The sequence below is a fragment of the Arsenicicoccus piscis genome, from assembly GCF_022568835.1.
GTDB lineage: Bacteria > Actinomycetota > Actinomycetes > Actinomycetales > Dermatophilaceae > Arsenicicoccus > Arsenicicoccus piscis.
This window is the reverse complement of the sequence record NZ_JAKZHV010000007.1, coordinates 112,714-129,881: the sequence shown is the minus strand read 5'-3', so window position 1 is coordinate 129,881 and position 17,168 is coordinate 112,714. Positions and strand designations below refer to the sequence as shown.

The following is a 17,168-nucleotide window of genomic DNA, read 5'->3' as shown; positions in this document are numbered from 1 at the left end:
CGCGCCGGCCGGACGGATCTGACCTGATAGGAGCTTGGACGAGAAGCCCCGTCACAGACTTGTCGCCCGTCCGACCGGTTCGCCGCCGTCCGTCAGCACAGCCCTAGCGGAGGAGCGGAATCCAGCATGACAACCGAACTCGCGATCGAGCCAGTGACCGTCATTGGCGGCGTCGACACGCACAAGCACACCCACTACGCCGCGGCGGTAGACGCCCACGGTCGGCTCTTGGGCCACCGGGAGTTCACGGCGAACGACAGCGGCTACGCAGCACTCCTAGCATGGATGCGCGCTCAAGGACAGGTCCAGGCGATCGGCGTGGAAAGCACCGGTTCCTACGGCGCCACCTTGACCCGGCACCTGAGCGCCGAGGGAATCGCGGTCGTGGAGGTCAACCGTCCCAACAGGCTCGCCCGCCGTATGGACGGGAAGTCCGACCGGTTGGACGCCGAGCAGATCGCCCGCGCCGTAATCGCTGGAACCTCGACCGCCGTTCCGAAGGCAAAGTCAGGTGCCGTCGAGGTGATCCGCACGCTGCGTGTCACCCGGGCCAGTGCCGTCAAGGCCCGCACCCAGGCGTTCAACACCCTATGGGGCGTGATGATCGGCGCACCCTCACCGCTGCGAGACGAACTGGTCGTCCTCACCAAGCGCACCCTGGTCAACCGCTGCATGGGGCTGCGCCCGGAAACCACGGACCTGCACTCCCTCAGCCACAACCCGGAACGACTGCTGATGGCCGCTGTGAAGACCTCGCTGCGCGACCTGGCCCGTCGATGGAAGACACTCGATGCGGAGATCAAGGCCCTCAACGAGCAGATCGCGGCTCTGGTCACCGCCACCGCACCGGACCTCGTCGAGATGCACGGAGTCGGCGTCGAGATCGCCGGTCAGTTCCTTGTCACAGCTGGTGACAACGCCGAACGCATCCGCAACGAGGCAGCGTTCGCCAAGCTGTGCGGCGTAGCCCCGCAGCCGGCTAGCAGCGGCCGCACCACCGGCCGTCACCGCCTCAGCCGCGGTGGAGACCGCGCAGCCAACAGCGCCCTGTACATCGTCGCGATCGTTCGGATGCGACACCACGCGCCGACTCGTGCCTACGTCGACCGCCGCACGGCAGAAGGCCTGAGCAAGCGAGAAATCATCCGATGCCTCAAGCGATACATCGCTCGGGAGGTGTTCAACAACCTCCCCCGTGCCATGCTCACCCAGCCGTCCGACGACATCGTGGACGCCGCCGCTTGACCAACATAGGAGCATCGAACGCTACAACCGGATCCTCGCCGAGGAGTTTCTTTACGCCCGAACTTGGCGCTCAGAACAGGAACGCACCGCCGCGCTCGAGGTCTGGAACCGGCACTACAACTACCACAGACCCCACGGCGCACACGATGGGCAACCACCCGCATCCGCGACCCCATCACGCGTCAACAACGTGCTGGCCTCCTACAGCTAAGTGCCGTGTCGGTGCCGAAGTGCCGTGTCGGCGGGTGGGGTCAGGCCTCGGGGTAGCGGCGGGGGGTCCAGGCGATGGTGACGTCGCTACCGCCGGGGCCGGCGCCGCGGCGGTTGACGCGCTCGGTCTGGCTCGAGCCGATGATGAGCAGGGTCCGCATGTCGATCTCGTCGGTCGGCAGCTCGGCGAGGGTGAGGACGCGCACCCGTTCGGTGGGGCCGCCGACGTCACGGGCGACGACGACCGGGGTCGAGGGGGAGCGGTGCTCGCCGATCAGCTCCTTGAGGGCCACGACCTGGTGTCGGCGCGAGCGCGAGGCCGGGTTGTAGATCGCGATGACCAGGTCGGCCTCCAGGGCGAGCCGCACCCGCCGGGACACCACCGACCACGGCTTGAGCCGGTCGGACAACGAGATGGTCGCGTAGTCGTGGCCGAGCGGCGCCCCGGCACGGGCGGCCGCGGCGTGGGCGGCGGTCATGCCGGGCACGATGCGCACGGGGATGTCCTGGTAGCCCGGCTCGCTCGCCACCTCGAGCACCGCCGTCGCCATCGCGAAGACGCCAGGGTCGCCGGACGACACCACGCAGACCTCCCGCCCGCGTCGCGCCAGGTCGAGGGCGAAGGCCGCTCGCTCCGACTCGACCTTGTTGTCGGACGCGTGCCGAATCTGCCACGGCCGCACGGGAACTCGGTCGACATAAGTCACGTAGCCCACGAGGTCGTCGGCCGCCGCGAGGGCGCCCCGGGCCTGCGGGGTGAGCCACTCGGCTCCCGCAGGCCCGGTGCCGACGACGGTCACCGTGCCGACCGGGACGTCGGCACCGACGGGAGGGGCCGGGACGGCCGGGCGCGCCTGACGCGAGGTGAGGAGGGCTACGGCGAAGTAGGGGACCGTGTCGGGGTCGACCTCCGCGAGCCGGACCCGGCGCTCGGCCGCCATCGACGCGCGCTCGACCAACCAGGCGTCGTCCAGGCGGCCGGCACGCTCCAACGCGCTCCGCACGGTGGTGACGGTGCGCCCGAGCTTCATGATCACGGCGGTGTCGGTGGCGTCGATGGCGGCGACCAGCTGGTCCTCGGGGAGGGTGCCGGGGATCACCGTGAGGATCTCGGTCTCCTCGGCGAGCGGCTGGGCGAGGGCGGCCGAGGCGGCACTGATCGATGTGATGCCCGGCACGACCTCGGTGGGGTAGTCCGCGGACAGCCGCTCGTGCAGGTGCTGATAGGAGCTGTAGAGCAGTGGGTCGCCGAGGCTCAGCACCGCGACGGTGCGCCCCTGGTCCAGGTGCGTCCGCAGCCGAGCGGCGCACTGCTCGTAGAACTCGTCGATCACCGCGCGGTAGCCGCGCGGGTCGTCGGTCTCCTCGGTGGTCACGGGATAGACGAGCTGCTCCTCCACGACGCCGTCGCGCAGGTGCTCGGCAGCGATGGAGCGGGCCGTCGAACGGCCGTGCCGCGCCGAGTGGTAGACCACGACGTCGGCGTCGCGGATGGCGTGAACGGCCTTGAGCGTCAACAGCTCTGGATCACCGGGCCCGAGCCCGACACCGACGAGACGACCCGCCATCACTCGACCTCGCTGGCGATCGCGTTGAGCGCGCCGCAGGTGATGGCGCTGCCGCCGCGGCGGCCGTGGACGACCAGGTAGTCGAGCCCGAGGTCGTTGGTCGCCAGCGCCTCCTTGGACTCGGCGGCACCGATGAACCCGACCGGGATGCCGACAACGGCGGCCGGCCGCGCGTCGGTGCGCCGGACCAGGTCGAGCAGGTGGAACAGCGCCGTCGGGGCGTTGCCGATGGCCACCACCGCGCCGTCGAGCCGGTCACCCCACAGCTCGAGCGCGGCGGCGGTGCGGGTGTTGCCGATCCGCCGGGCCAGGTCGGGCACGCGGGGATCGCCCAGCAGGCAGAGGACCTCGTTGTCGGCGGGCAGCCGCTTGCGGGTCAACCCGCTCGCGACCATGGTGGCGTCGCACAGGATCGGCTTGCCGGCCTGCAGGGCGGCCCGCGCCTTCCGTACGACGTCGGGGGAGTAGCCGATGTCCCGGACCAGGTCCACCTGGCCGCAGGCGTGGATCATCCGCACGGCGACGTAGGCGATGTCGTCGGGCAGAGCGGACAGGTCGGCCTCCTCGCGGATCATCGCGAAGGAGCGCCGGTAGATCTCGGCGCCGTCCTTGACGTAGTCCTGCTGACCGTCCCCGGTGCTGCCGTCGCTCACGTGCTGCCCTCGCCCCTCGCCATCGACCGAACCTGTGCAGCGCTCAGGGTGCCATGCTCAAGGCCGCGCTGGGTGTCGTGGCTCCCGTCGTGGACGCGCACCGCAAAGCTGTCGTCGCTGCTCGCCACCACGGCCAGGTGCGGCGTCGCGGGGTGTCCGCACTGCCTCGCGCAGCCCGAGATCATGAGTGGCAGCCGGTGCCCCGCAGGCGGCTGGTGCGCCGTGGAAGCGTCGGCTGCGAGGTCGCCGACGATCTCGCGGGCGCGCAGCTGGACGTCCGCGCGGGACTTGGCGCAGGCCGGTCGACCGGTGCAGGCGTGGACGCGTAACCACGGGTCGGCGGGGTCGACCACCCAGCCCACCCGCGCGAGGTCCGCGAGCGCGGCGGACGCGACGTCGGCGGCCACCCCGGCGATGACGGTCGTGTGCCAGGGCGTCACCGCGAGCGTGCCGGCAGCCTCGGCGGCCACGTCGCAGGCCGCCAGCCACCCGGCGGCGCTGATCGCGGCGAGCGGTGCCTTGAGGACGAGGGTGACGGTGCCCGGTCCGGCCCCACTCGTGCGCGACCCGCCAGGCACACTCTCCTCGCGGACGACTCCCGCCAGCCTGGGTTCGGTAGACCGTCTGCGCACCTGAGCCGTCGCGCGCGGCAGGAGGCGAGAAACCTTGTCCCGCAACGCGTCCCAGCCGACGTGGTCGAGGTCGTCGACGTTCCACGGGGTGTCCGGTCGAGCGTCCCGCACGGCGACCCAGGCCGCGCAGACGTCGGCGAGCAACCGGGCTACGGACTGGGGGTCAGCAGCGGGGCCGACGTCCCAGACGGTCTCGTCGTGGTGGCGGCCGAGCGCCAGGACGACGCGCGAGCCCTGCACCTGGGCGGTGACGTCGAGGGGGAGCGACGCGATGTCGCCGGAGCCGTCGTCGAGGCCGATCAGCCACCGACCGCTCAGCGTGGCGAGCGCGGGCTCGGCGCACAGGGCCTGGTCCAGGGCCCGGGCCAGCGCCTCGAGCGGGGCGGCCGTGCCGAGCGGGCTGACGACGATGTTGCGCGCCCGCTCGTGGGTGTCGGAGGGGAGCAGCCCGATCTCGCGCACCCGGTCTACGAACGCCGCAGCACCCGCGTCCGTCAGCCCCCGCAGCTGGACGTTGGCGCGCGTGGTGAACAGCACCTGCCCGTCGCCCAGCTGGTCGGCCATCGCCCCGATCGCGCGGGCCTGGGCGACCGTCAGCGGCGACCCGGCGAGCCGGACGCGCGCGATCAGGCCGTCCGAGGCGGCGAACATCCGCAGCGCGCCCGGGCACTGGTCGGGCGCGGTGTGGGCGGGGACGGCTGGCATGACCTCGACCCTAAGCCCATGGGGGAGCGTGCCACGAGGGTGGGGGCCGTGGGTCGTGCTACCCCGCTGCTAGAGTCGCTGCGTCGGGGCAGCTGCCTCGGCGCCACCGCTGACGACAGCAGCGGAGGAAGCCGGTGCGACTCCGGCGCGGTCCCGCCACTGTGTGCGGTCCCGGCACCGCGAGGTGGCGGACCGTGAGCCAGGAACTCCCGTCGTCGCGACCCCTACGGGCGCGGACCCCAAGGAGCCACCATGCTTGCCCTGCTTTCGACCTCTGACACCGATGTGCGCAGTGCGCGTGCTGCAGACGGCCCGGTGCCCTGGCGCTACGCGAACCCCAACCGGGTCCCGGTCGACGAGCTGGACGACTTCCTCGACGGCACCGACCTCGTCGTCGTGCGCCTGCTCGGCGGCCGCCGCGCCTGGGAGGAGGGCCTGGACCACCTGCTGGCCGGTCCGCGACCCGTGCTGGTGCTCTCGGGCGAGCAGGCCCCGGATGCCGAGCTGATGGCGTCCTCCACGGTCCCGGCGGGCGTGGCGGCCCAGGCGCACGCCTACCTCGCGCACGGTGGTGCGCACAATCTCGCGGCCCTCGCGGCGTTCCTGTCGGACACGGTCCTGCTGACCGGCCATGGCTTCGCGCCCCCGGCGCCCGCCCCGTCCTGGGGCTCGCTGGGTTGCACCGGTGCCTGCCTGACGTCCGACGGGCCGCGCTCGGCCTGCGGGGTCCAGAGCTGTCGCGCGTGGCGGGCGCCGGTGGAGGGGCGGCCCACGGTGGCGGTGCTCTACTACCGGGCGCACGAGATGAGCGACAACACCCGCTTCGTCGGTGCCCTCTGCGACGCGCTCGACGCTGCGGGTGCGCGACGCCCGCTCCCGCTGTTCGTCGCGTCGCTGCGTGCCCCCGAGCCGGAGATGCTGCAGACGCTGCGCCAGGCCGACGCCGTCATCACGACGGTGCTCGCGGCGGGCGGGACCACGCCCGCCGAGGCACAGGCCGGCGGAGACGAAGGTGCTTGGGACGCAGGGGCGCTCGCCGATCTGGACGTGCCGATCATCCAGGCGCTGTGCCTCACGTCGTCGCGCCCCGACTGGGAGACCAACGACGACGGGGTCACCCCGCTGGACGCGGCGACGCAGATCGCGGTGCCGGAGTTCGACGGCCGGATCATCACGGTCCCCTTCTCCTTCAAGGAGTTCGACGCCGACGGGCTCCCGACCTACATCCCGGACCCCGAGCGGTGCCGGCGGGTCGCGGGGATCGCCACGGCTCACGCGCGCCTCCGGCAGGTCCCTGTAGAGCACCGCCGGCTCGCTGTCGTGCTGTCCGCCTACCCGACCAAGCACGCCCGGATCGGGAACGCGGTCGGGCTCGACACCCCCGCGTCGACGCTGGCGCTGCTGCGGGCGCTGCACGAGCACGGTTGGGGCGTGGGGCCGCTCGCGGGGGAGGGCTCGCTGCCCGGCCTCGAGAGCGGCAACGGGGACGACCTCATCAAGGCGATCATCGCGCGTGGTGGCTACGACCAGGCTTGGCTGACCGAGGACGAGCTGGCCGCCAACCCGCTGCGCGTCGACGCGGGTGACTACGCACGCTGGTTCGACCAGCTGGACGACGGGCTGCGCGCCGAGGTCACCAAGGCGTGGGGGCCGGCGCCGGGTGAGATGTATCTCGATCGGTCGCGCGCGACCAGCAGGACCGACCCGGGCGACCTGGTCTACGCAGGGCTGCAGGCGGGCAACGTGGTCGTCCTCGTGCAGCCGCCCCGCGGCTTCGGGGAGAACCCGATCGCGATCTACCACGACCCCGACCTGGCGCCCTCCCACCACTACCTCGCGGCCTACCGCTGGCTCGAGGCGCCTACGGACGAGGGCGGATTCGGCGCTCACGCCATCGTGCACGTCGGCAAGCACGGCAACCTCGAGTGGCTGCCGGGCAAGGGCGCGGCCCTGTCCGCGGGCTGTGCCCCCGACGCCGCCCTCGGCAACCTGCCCCTGGTCTACCCGTTCCTCGTGAACGACCCCGGCGAGGGCACCCAGGCCAAGCGCCGGGCCCACGCGGTGCTCGTCGACCACCTGGTCCCGCCCATGACGCGTGCCGACTCCTACGGCGACATCGCGCGGCTGGAGCAGCTGCTCGACGAGTACGCCATGGTGTCGGTGATGGACCCGGCCAAGGCGCCCGCCGTGCGCCAGCAGATCTGGACGCTGATCCAGGCGGCCCGGCTGGACCACGACCTGGGGCTGACGGAGGTCCCGACCGAGGACTCCTTCGACGAGTTCGTGCTGCACGTCGACGGATGGCTGTGCGAGATCAAGGACGTGCAGATCCGCGGCGGCCTGCACGTCCTGGGCCAGGCGCCGCAGGGGGAGGCACGCGTCTCGCTCGTGCTGGCCGTCCTGGCGGCCAAGCAGATCTGGGGTGGTGTGCGCCAGCTACCCGGTCTGCGCGAGGCGCTGGGTCTGGACGAGGCCGCCTCGGTGCGCACCGACACCGACGCCGCCGAGGCCGCTGCGCGAGTCCTGGTGGAGGCCATGGAGGCTCGCGACTGGGACCCCGACGCGGTGGACGAGGTCGCAGCCCTCGCCACGACTGGTGACGTCGACGCGGTCCGCGCGGTGCTGACGTTCGCCGTGCAGGAGGTCGTGCCTCGACTGGCCGGCACCACCGACGAGATCGACGCGGTGCTGCACGCTCTCGACGGCGGGTTCGTCCCCTCCGGTCCCTCCGGCTCGCCGTTGCGCGGACTGGTCAACGTGCTGCCGACCGGCCGCAACTTCTACTCCGTGGACCCCAAGGCCATCCCGAGCCGCCTGGCCTACGAGACGGGTGCGTCGCTCGCCGACTCGCTCGTGGCGCGCTACGCCGCCGACCACGGCGAGCCACCGGCATCGGTCGGGCTGTCCCTCTGGGGCACCTCCGCGATGCGCACGGCGGGTGACGACATCGGAGAAGCTCTGGCGCTCATGGGGATCCGCCCGATATGGGACGACGCCTCGCGGCGCGTCACGGGGCTCGAGGTCGTGCCGCTGGACGAGCTCGGTCGTCCCCGCGTCGACGTCACCCTGCGGATCAGCGGCTTCTTCCGCGACGCCTTCCCGCACGCGGTCGCGCTGCTCGACGACGCCGTCCGGCTCGCGGCCTCGGTGGACGAGCCGGTCGACCGCAACTTCGTGCGGGCGCACGTGCAGGCGGATCTCGCCTCGGGCACGCCCGAGCGCGCGGCCACCACGCGCATCTTCGGGTCCCGCCCGGGCACCTACGGCGCCGGTCTGCTCGAGCTGATCGACTCGCGCGACTGGCGCACCGACGCGGACCTGGCCGAGGTCTACGCGGTGTGGGGTGGCTATGCCTACGGTCGCGACCTCGACGGCAAGCCGGCGCGCGACGAGATGCACACGGCCTACCGGCGAATTCGCGTGGCGGCCAAGAACATCGACACACGTGAGCATGACATCGCCGACTCCGACGACTACTTCCAGTTCCACGGCGGCATGGTGGCGGCCGTCCGACAGCTGACGGGCGAGGCCCCCGAGGCCTACATCGGTGACTCGACCCGCCCCGAGATCGTGCAGACACGCACCCTGGTCGAGGAGACCAGCCGCGTCTTCCGGGCCCGCGTCGTCAACCCGAAGTGGATGCAGGCGATGCGCCAGCACGGCTACAAGGGCGCGTTCGAGATGGCGGCCACCGTGGACTACCTCTTCGGCTACGACGCCACCACGGGTGTGGTCCCGGACTGGATGTACGAGCGGCTCACCCAGGAGTACGTCCTCGACCAGACCAACCGCGAGTTCCTCGCCGAGGCCAACCCCTGGGCGCTGCACGGGATGGCCGAGCGGCTGCTGGAGGCCGTGGACCGCGACCGCGGCCTGTGGGCCGCTCCCGACCCGGCGCTGCTCGACGAGCTGCGGGCGACCTACCTGGACGCCGAGGGTGACCTCGAGGCCGGGCCGGACGACGCGCCGGGGGGCTCGGCACCGGTCGGCGGGCGGGTGGCCCGATGAGCAGCGAGACGCTCTTTCCCTTCTCGGCCGTCGTCGGCATGGACGACATGGGTCTGGCGCTGTGCCTCGCCGCAGTGTCGCCGGCGATCGGTGGCGTCCTCGTACGCGGCGAGAAGGGCACCGCGAAGTCCACCATGGTGCGCGCCCTCGCCGGGGTCCTGCCGCCGATCCGGGTCATCGAGCACTGCCGATTCGCCTGCGACCCAGCCGATCCCGACCCTCAGTGCCCCGACGCGTCGCGCCACGGCATCGACGGGTCCGGCAAGACCGGCGAGGCCGGCGGTTCCGACGCGGCGGGCGGGGTCGTGCGCCCCCTGCGTCTTGTAGAGCTCCCGGTCGGGGCCAGCGAGGACCGCGTCGTCGGCTCGCTGCACCTGGACCGGCTGCTCTCGAGCGGCGAGGTGTCCTTCGACCCTGGCCTGCTGGCGGCGGCGCACCGAGGGATGCTCTACGTCGACGAGGTGAACCTGCTGCCGGACCACCTGGTCGACACCCTCCTCGACTCCGCCGCGATGGGACGGGCCCGGATCGAGCGCGAGGGCGTCTCCGTCACGCACGCGGCCCGGTTCGTGCTGGTCGGCACCATGAACCCGGAGGAGGGCGAGCTGCGTCCGCAGCTGCTGGACCGCTTCGGGCTGGCCGTCGACGTCGCGGCGAGTCGCGAGCCCGAGGTGCGGGTCGAGGTCGTCCGGCGCCGGATGCGCTACGAGGACGACCCGGTCGGGTTCGTGAACGACTTTGCGCGGCAGGAGGCTTCACTGGCAGCGCGCATCGCGGCCGCACAGCAGCAGCTGCGGAAGGTGCGCCTCCCGGACGAGGCGATCACGGCCATCGCGCAGATCTGCGCGGCCTTCGACGTCGACGGCATGCGAGGCGACCTGGTCACCGCGCGCACCGCCGTCGCCCACGCCGCCTGGTCGGGTCGGGACATGGTGCAGGACGAGGACATCCGGGTCGCCGCCCGGCTGGCGCTGCCGCACCGGCGACGGCGCAACCCCTTCGACGACGCCAGCGCCGCGCACGACCTGGACGAGGTGCTGGACGAGGCGTTGCCCGAGCCGCCGGACGAGGGCCCGGACGACGACCCTGGTGGCCCGGACGACGACCCTGGTGGACCCGACGGCTCGGGCGGGGGTAAGCCGCCGGAGCCGAGCGAGGCTGCGTCGCAGCCGGACCCGCCGTCCGACGGCCCGGACTCGGCCGAGGCACCGTCGGGTGCTCCCGGGCCTGCGGGATCGACCGCGGGAGCCCAGGCTGGGGCGCCCTACCGCACCCGGCTGCTGACCCTGCCGCACGCGGGTGAGGGGGTGGCCGGGCGGCGCTCGACCGCCGACACGGCGACCGGCCGCCAGGTGCGGGCGGTGCTGCCGGGCGATCCCCGAGGTCGCGGACTAGCGCTCACCGCAACGGTGCTCACCGCCGCGGGCCGCGCGGCCGACAGTGCCCGCGCACCGGGGGAGCCGCTGTCGGTCGCGCCGCTGGACCTGCGCCGCGCCGTCCGCCGTGGCAAGGAGGGCAACCTGGTGGTCTTCGTCGTCGACACGTCCGGGTCGATGGGCGCGGCTGCCCGGATCCGGGAGGTCAAGACGGCCTGCGTGTCTCTGCTGCTGGATGCCTACCAGCGCCGTGACAAGGTGGCAGTGGTGACCTTCGCGGGCTCGCAGGCCACCCTGGTGCTGCCCCCCACGTCCTCCGTGGAGCTCGCCGAGCGGCTGCTCGCGAAGGTCCCCACGGGCGGGCGCACGCCGCTCGCGCAGGGGCTCGAGGTGGGCTACGAGGTGGTGTCGCGCGAGCGCGCCCGCGACCCGCACCGCCGAGCGATGCTCGTCGTGCTGACCGACGGACGGGCGAGCAGCGGTGGGCGAGCGGCCCTTCCGCGGGCGCGCCGGGTCGCCGAGGGGATCCGGGCCACGGGCACGGCCGCCGTCGTCATCGACTGCGAGCAGCCGGGCCGGGGGATCCGACTGCACCTGGCCCGCGAGCTCGCCGGTCACCTCGGTGCGCAGCATCTCGATCTCGACCAGGTCGCGGCCGGTGACCTGCACGACGCCGTCCGACGAAGGAGCGTGGCCTGATGCCCCAGGGGAAGCCCACCGCCGTGCCGCAGGACGGCCTGACGACCCGCCAGCGACGCAACCGACCGCTGCTCGTGGTCCACACCGGCGACATGAAGGGCAAGTCCACCGCGGCCTTCGGGCTGGCCCTGCGCGGCTGGAACCAGGGCTGGCGCATCGGCGTCTTCCAGTTCGTCAAGTCGGCGAAGTGGAAGGTGGGCGAGGAGAGCGCTTTTCGCGCTCTCGGGCGCCTCCACGACGAGACCGGCGAGGGTGGCCCCGTCGAGTGGCACAAGATGGGCGAGGGCTGGAGCTGGAGCCGCAAGGCGGGCTCCGAGGAGGACCACGCCGAGGCCGCGCTCGAGGGCTGGCGCGAGATCCAGCGCCGCATCGCCGCGCAGGAGCACGACGTCTACGTGCTGGACGAGTTCACCTACCCGATGAAGTGGGGCTGGGTCGACGTCGACGACGTCGTCGCCACCCTGCGCGACCGGCCCGGCCACCAGCACGTCATCATCACCGGCCGCTCCGCCGACCCACGCCTCGTGGAGGCAGCGGACCTGGTCGTCGAGATGACCAAGGTCAAGCACCCGATGGACGCCGGTCAGAAGGGCCAGCGGGGGATCGAGTGGTAGACCGTCCCCCCACCCATCTGCCCCGCGTGGTGATCGCCGCGCCGGGCTCCGGCAGCGGCAAGACCACGATCACCACGGGGTTGCTGGCGGCGTTGCACCGCAGCGGGACTCGCGTGTCGCCGCACAAGGTGGGGCCGGACTACATCGACCCGGGCTACCACGGGGCGGCGTGCGGACGGGTGGGGCGCAACCTGGACCCGCACCTGCAGGGCGCCGAGCGCATCGTGCCGCTGCTGCTCCACGGTGCGAGCACCCCCGAGCCCGCCGACGTCGCTGTGATCGAGGGCGTCATGGGCCTGTTCGACGGGCAGCTGGGCACCCAGGGTTTCGCGTCCACCGCGCACGTCGCCACGCTGACCGCCTCCCCGGTCGTGCTGGTCGTCGACGCCGCCCACATGTCGAGGAGCGTGGGCGCGCTGGTGCTGGGCTTCGCGAGCTACGACCCGCAGGTGCGGATCGCCGCCGTCGTCCTCAACAACGTCGGCTCGGTGCGGCACGAGGCCGAGGCGCGAGCAGCCTTGGCCCCCAGCGGGATCCCCGTCATCGGTTGCGTGCCTCGCGTCAAGGAGATCGTCGTCCCCTCGCGCCACCTCGGCCTGGTGCCGGCCGCCGAGCGCTCCCCGGAGGCGATGGCCGAGGTCGACGCCCTCGCGTCCCTCGTCGCTCAGCACGTAGACCTCCCCGCCCTCCTCGACGTCGCGCGGACGGCGCCCCCGCTGGTCGACGAGGCCTGGTCGCCGCGGACGGCCGTCGCCGGACCCGACGCGTCGGCAGGGGGTCGACGGGTGGCGGTGGCGGGCGGACGCGCGTTCACCTTCGGCTACGCCGAGCACACCGAGCTGCTCGCCGCCGCGGGCCTGGAGCCGGTCGGCTTCGACCCCCTGGTCGATCCTGAGCTGCCCTCTGGCATCGGCGGACTCGTCATCGGGGGCGGCTTCCCCGAGGTGCACGCGGTGGACCTTGCGGCCAACACCGTGCTGCGGTCGGCGATCGCGCGGGCGGTCGACGACGGCCTGCCCGTGGTCGCGGAGTGCGCCGGGCTGCTCTACCTCGCGGACCGGCTCGACGGGCACGAGATGTGCGGGGTGCTGCCGGTGGAGGCGACCTTCGGGTCCCGGCTGACCCTGGGCTACCGGACGGCCACCGCGGTCACCGACTCGGTGCTCTCCGAGCGCGGGCAGGTGGTCACCGGCCACGAGTTCCACCGCACCAGCGTGGCGGCGACGGACGAGACGGTGGCGCGCGCCTGGAGCTGGCCGTCGCCCGAAGGTGCCTCGCACACCGACGGATTCGTGCGCGGATCGGTCCATGCGGCCTACCTGCACACACACTGGGCGGGCCACCCCGCACTGGTCGAGCGGTTCGCGGCGGCGGTCGCATGAGTCTCGGCACCGGCGGACGACGCGGTCTCGTCCTCGGGGTCGGCGCCCGGAGCGTCGGCACCCCGGACGAGCTGCAGGCGCTGGTCGACGTCGCCCTGACCGAGGCGGGCCGCGACCGGGGCGACGTCACTCTGGTGACCACCTCGACCCGGGCCTCCTCCCGGCCTGCGGTGATCGAGCTGGCGAGCGCGTGCCGTGCGCCGCTCGTGCCGCACGCCGAGGCCGTCCTCGCCGGCCAACCGGCGCCGCATCCCAGCGAAGCGGCGGCGCGGGCGGTCGGAACGTCCAGCGTCGCGGAGGCGTCGGTGCTCGCCTCGGGTGCCCGGCTGGTGCTGGGCAAGCGCGCCAGCGCGCACTTCACCGTCGCGGTGGGGGAGCTCGTCGAGAGGGATCCAGCCGGTCTGGAGCACCAGACCGACGTGGCTCACCAAGCCGATCTCGAGCACCATGGTCTCGAGCACCGTGGTCTCGAGCACCATGGTCTCGAGCACCATGATCTCGAGCACCACGGGGACGTGGAGGCCCGGGGCGCCCGGCTGGACCTGGCCGTCAACGTGGCCGTGCCGTCCCCGCCGCCCTTCGTGGCGCAGGCGATCGAGCGCGCGCTCCCGCAGCTCGCGGTCTACCCGGACCAGGGGCCGACGACGAGGCGTGCCGCCCACCACCTCCAGCTGGAGCCGGACCGGCTGCTGCTCACCAACGGTGCGGCGCAGGCGTTCTCGTTGCTCGCTCACGCACGACGGTGGACCGAGGCGCTGATCGTGCAGCCGCAGTTCACCGAGCCAGAGGCGGCGCTGCGGGCCGCGGACGTGCCGGTGCAGCACCACGTGCTGAGCGCGGAGGACAGGTTCTCGCTGCGCCCCGACCTGGTGCCGACCGCGCCGGACCTGGTGGTCGTGGGTCACCCGGTCAACCCGACGTCGGTGCTGTTCGACCGCTCGGACGTGCTGGCGCTCAGGCGCCCCGGACGGGTCCTGGTCGTCGACGAGGCGTTCATCGACGCCAGCAGCGACCCGAGTCAGTCTCTGCTGCAAGACCGTTCGCTCTTCGACCCCGAGGTGGCCGAGCGCGAGGGCGAGGTGGTCGTGGTGCGCAGCCTCACCAAGACCTACGGCCTCGCGGGGCTGCGGGCCGGGCTGGTGGTAAGCACCCCCGCCCTGGTCGAGCGACTCGAGCGGCTGCAGGGCCACTGGTCGGTCAACGCGCTGGCGCTGTCCGCCGTCGACGCCGTGCTGACGGACGAGGGGGACGCGTTCGCACAGCAGACCGCGCGACGGCTGCACCGCAACGCGCTGCACATCGCCGCCGCGTTGAGTGACGCTGGGCTGCAGGTCGTGCCGCCGAATGCCCCCTTCGTCCTGGCCCGGCACGACCAGGCACGACTGCTTCGAGTCAGGTTGCGGGACAAGGGCATCGCTGTGCGGCGAGGCGACACCTTCCCCGGGCTCGGCCCACAGTGGCTTCGGTTCGCCGCCCGGGACCCCGAGGTGGTCGAGGAGCTGACGGCCACGCTACGCCCGATCCTGGACGAGCTAGGACGATGAGGTAGGACCATGACGACGACCACCGGCTCCACCACCGACCACCCGGAGGCACTGCCGTGTCCTTGCTGACCGAGACCATCGCGGCGATCCGTCCCGCCGACGCCGAGGCGTTGGCCGCCGCGCAGGCGCATCAGGCGCAGCTGACGAAGCCCGCCGGGTCGATGGGGCTGCTGGAGCCGACGGGTGAGCGCGTCGCGGCCATGGTCGGCGAGTTCCCGCCACCAGTCCCGGATCCCGTAGCCCTCGCGGTGTTCGCGGGCGACCACGGCGTGCAGACCCACGGCGTCAGCCGGTGGCCCCAGGAGGTATCTGCCCAGATGGCGCTGAACATCGCCTCCGGGGGCGCCGTCGTCAACGCGATGTGCCGCCAGGTCGGCGCCGACGTGGTCGTCGTGGACGTGGGCCTGGTGCCCGAGCTGCCGGACGTCCCGGGCCTGCTGCGACGCAAGATCGCGTCGGGCACGGGTGACATGACGGTCGGACCGGCGATGACCGAGGCGCAGGTCCACGCGGCCCTGGAGGTGGGGATCGGCGTGGCCCGCGACCTGGTGGCCCGCGGCACCCGGCTGCTCCTGGTCGGTGAGGTGGGCATCGGCAACACCACGCCCGCCGCGGCACTGGTCAGCGTCTTCACGGGGCAGGCGCCGGCGTGGGTCACGGGCTACGGTGCGGGGCTCGACGACGCGGGCAAGGCCGCGAAGATCGACGTGATCGAGACCGCCATCACGGTCAACCGGGCGAGTGCCGCGGACCCGATCGCGGCGCTGGCAGCGGTGGGTGGCCTGGAGCACGCCGCCATGGTGGGCTACCTCCTGGGCGCAGCGGCCTTGCGCACGCCGGTGGTGCTCGACGGCGTGATCGCCTGTGCCGCAGCGGTGGTCGCGACGGCGCTGGCTCCTGACACGGTGGACTACCTCATCGCCGGGCACTCGGGGATGGAGCCCGGCATCCGTGCGGCCCTGGCCCAGCTCGGGCTGCGGCCGCTGATCGACCTCGACCTGCGGCTCGGCGAGGGGTCTGGTGCTGCGCTGGCCGTCCCGGTCGTACAGGCGTCGGTGCGGATGCTGCGCGAGGTGGCCACCTTCGCCTCCGCGGGTGTGAGCGAGTCGCCGGACGGTGGCACGATCGAGGGCGGGCCAGGAGCGAGACCAGAAGCAGGACAGGAGCAGCAGCGATGAGTGAGCAGTACCGCGGGCTCGACGTGACCGGGCGTCGGGTGCTGGTCGTCGGCGGCGCCGAGCCGGCCGTGCCCGCCGTCGTCGCCCTGGTGCAGGCGCAGGCCCAGGTGAGCGTCCTCGCCGACGCGCTGGCGCCCGTCGTCGACGACCTGGTGCAACGCGGTCTGGTGACTCACCTCCCGGGGTCGTTGCGCGACACCGTGATCCGCGACTTCGCGCTCGTCGTCACCGCGACGGGGGACCCGACGCTGGACGCCGGGGTGGCGCGGTCGGCCGAGGCTGCCGGCGTGATTCTCCTTCCGGCTCAACGTGACTCGGCCGCGAAGGAGTCGACCACCACGGACTCAACCAACGCAGACGCGTCCGCCACGAACGCCAGGCAACAGGGCCGGGTCATCCTGGTCGGCGGCGGCCCGGGCGACGCGGGGCTGCTCACGGTCCGCGCGACCGAGGAGCTGCACCGCGCCGACGTGGTCGTGGTCGACCGGCTGGCCCCGGTGGGCTATCTCGACCGGCTGGCCTCGGATATCGAGGTGATCGACGTCTCGAAGATCCCGCGCGGGCGGTTCACGTCGCAGGAGCGGATCAACGAGATCCTCGTCGCCAAGGCCCGCGAGGGGCGAGCTGTGGTGCGGCTCAAGGGTGGTGACTCGTTCGTCTTCGGGCGCGGCATGGAGGAGGTGCTGGCCTGCCAGGAGGCCGGCGTCCCGGTGACGGTCGTCCCGGGGGTCACGTCGGCGGTGTCGGTGCCCGAGCTCGCCGGCGTCCCCGTCACCCACCGGGGGCTGTCGCAGGGCTTCACGGTCGTGTCGGGGCACGTCCCACCCGACGACCCCGCCAGCACCCTCGACTGGGCGGCTCTTGCCCGAGGCGGCACGACCCTGGTCGTCCTGATGGGCGTGCACCACCTCGCGCGGATCGCCGCGGCCCTCGCCGACGCCGGCACGCGTGCGGCCACCCCGGTCGCCTGCGTCATGGACGGCGGTCTGGCCTCTCAGCGCGTGGTGACCACGACGGTCGGTGAGCTGGTCAGTGCGGGGGCACCGGACGGTCTACGGGCGCCGGCGGTGGTGGTGATCGGCGAGGTGGCCCGGTTCGCGACGGGGTCCCACCCTCCGGCGGAGGGTGGTAGGAACGAGTCATGAGCGACTTCACCTGGACCTACCTGGACGCCTCCGGACGCCCGATGCACAGCGCGGCGCTGCCGACCAGCTCGTTCCCGACGCAGGCCGACGCGGAGGCGTGGTTCGCGCAGGACTGGAGCCTGGTCGCGGACGAGGGGGTCGACGCGGTCACGCTGATGGAGGGCGACACCGTGGTCTACGGGCCGATGAGCCTGCAGGCGATGGACTAG

The 17,168-nt window shown here is 72.9% G+C and carries 12 protein-coding genes, 1 pseudogene and 1 riboswitch; of the genes and pseudogenes, 10 read left to right on the top strand and 3 right to left on the bottom strand.

Annotation, left to right across the window (positions count from 1 at the left end):
- Window positions 1-126 precede the first annotated feature (126 nt).
- Window positions 127-1,245: an IS110 family RNA-guided transposase gene (locus MM440_RS13190; protein WP_241444818.1), complete on the top strand. Its 1,119-nt coding sequence runs from the start codon at window positions 127-129 to the stop codon at window positions 1,243-1,245.
- Between the two features lie 13 nt (window positions 1,246-1,258).
- Window positions 1,259-1,456: pseudogene (locus tag MM440_RS13185) on the top strand (integrase core domain-containing protein); the annotation flags it as partial.
- 40 nt (window positions 1,457-1,496) lie between these two features.
- Here MM440_RS13185 and cobJ read toward each other — a convergent pair.
- Genes cobJ through MM440_RS13170 form a run of 3 tightly spaced genes read right to left on the bottom strand, consistent with a single transcriptional unit; the run spans window position 1,497 to window position 5,013 of the window.
- Window positions 1,497-3,023 (bottom strand): precorrin-3B C(17)-methyltransferase, encoded by a 1,527-nt coding sequence (gene cobJ, locus MM440_RS13180; protein ID WP_241444816.1) that lies wholly within the window; start codon window positions 3,021-3,023, stop codon window positions 1,497-1,499.
- Complete coding sequence (locus MM440_RS13175; protein ID WP_284284343.1) at window positions 3,023-3,676, bottom strand: precorrin-8X methylmutase; 654 nt, start codon at window positions 3,674-3,676, stop codon at window positions 3,023-3,025. Before MM440_RS13175 ends, cobJ begins: the two co-directional genes overlap by 1 nt.
- Complete coding sequence (locus tag MM440_RS13170) at window positions 3,673-5,013, bottom strand: hypothetical protein (RefSeq protein ID WP_241444814.1); 1,341 nt, start codon at window positions 5,011-5,013, stop codon at window positions 3,673-3,675. Before MM440_RS13170 ends, MM440_RS13175 begins: the two co-directional genes overlap by 4 nt.
- 67 nt (window positions 5,014-5,080) lie before the next feature.
- Window positions 5,081-5,241, top strand: a riboswitch (cobalamin riboswitch).
- A 24-nt stretch (window positions 5,242-5,265) separates the two neighbouring features.
- Between MM440_RS13170 and cobN the strand changes: the two genes are divergently transcribed.
- Genes cobN through MM440_RS13130 form a run of 8 tightly spaced genes read left to right on the top strand, consistent with a single transcriptional unit; the run spans window position 5,266 to window position 17,168 of the window.
- Complete coding sequence (gene cobN, locus MM440_RS13165; RefSeq protein WP_241444812.1) at window positions 5,266-9,021, top strand: cobaltochelatase subunit CobN; 3,756 nt, start codon at window positions 5,266-5,268, stop codon at window positions 9,019-9,021.
- Window positions 9,018-11,096: a VWA domain-containing protein gene (locus MM440_RS13160; protein ID WP_241444810.1), complete on the top strand. Its 2,079-nt coding sequence runs from the start codon at window positions 9,018-9,020 to the stop codon at window positions 11,094-11,096. Before cobN ends, MM440_RS13160 begins: the two co-directional genes overlap by 4 nt.
- Complete coding sequence (cobO, locus tag MM440_RS13155) at window positions 11,096-11,710, top strand: cob(I)yrinic acid a,c-diamide adenosyltransferase (protein ID WP_241444808.1); 615 nt, start codon at window positions 11,096-11,098, stop codon at window positions 11,708-11,710. Before MM440_RS13160 ends, cobO begins: the two co-directional genes overlap by 1 nt.
- A 26-nt stretch (window positions 11,711-11,736) precedes the next feature.
- Window positions 11,737-13,092 carry a cobyrinic acid a,c-diamide synthase CobB gene (locus tag MM440_RS13150; protein WP_241444807.1) on the top strand — a complete coding sequence of 452 codons (1,356 nt, stop codon included), beginning with the start codon at window positions 11,737-11,739 and terminating at the stop codon, window positions 13,090-13,092.
- The gene (cobC, locus tag MM440_RS13145; RefSeq protein ID WP_241444806.1) at window positions 13,089-14,636 is read left to right on the top strand and encodes an Rv2231c family histidinol phosphate aminotransferase CobC; all 1,548 of its coding nucleotides are present in this window, start codon (window positions 13,089-13,091) and stop codon (window positions 14,634-14,636) included. The genes MM440_RS13150 and cobC overlap by 4 nt, the downstream gene beginning before the upstream one ends.
- Window positions 14,637-14,692: 56 nt before the next feature.
- A complete protein-coding gene (gene cobT, locus MM440_RS13140; protein ID WP_241444805.1) occupies window positions 14,693-15,814 on the top strand; it encodes a nicotinate-nucleotide--dimethylbenzimidazole phosphoribosyltransferase in 1,122 nt (373 codons plus the stop codon).
- Window positions 15,811-16,959, top strand: coding sequence for a uroporphyrinogen-III C-methyltransferase (gene cobA, locus MM440_RS13135; protein WP_241444804.1), 1,149 nt, complete (start codon window positions 15,811-15,813; stop codon window positions 16,957-16,959). Before cobT ends, cobA begins: the two co-directional genes overlap by 4 nt.
- Window positions 16,956-17,168 carry a hypothetical protein gene (locus MM440_RS13130; RefSeq protein WP_241444803.1) on the top strand — a complete coding sequence of 71 codons (213 nt, stop codon included), beginning with the start codon at window positions 16,956-16,958 and terminating at the stop codon, window positions 17,166-17,168. Before cobA ends, MM440_RS13130 begins: the two co-directional genes overlap by 4 nt.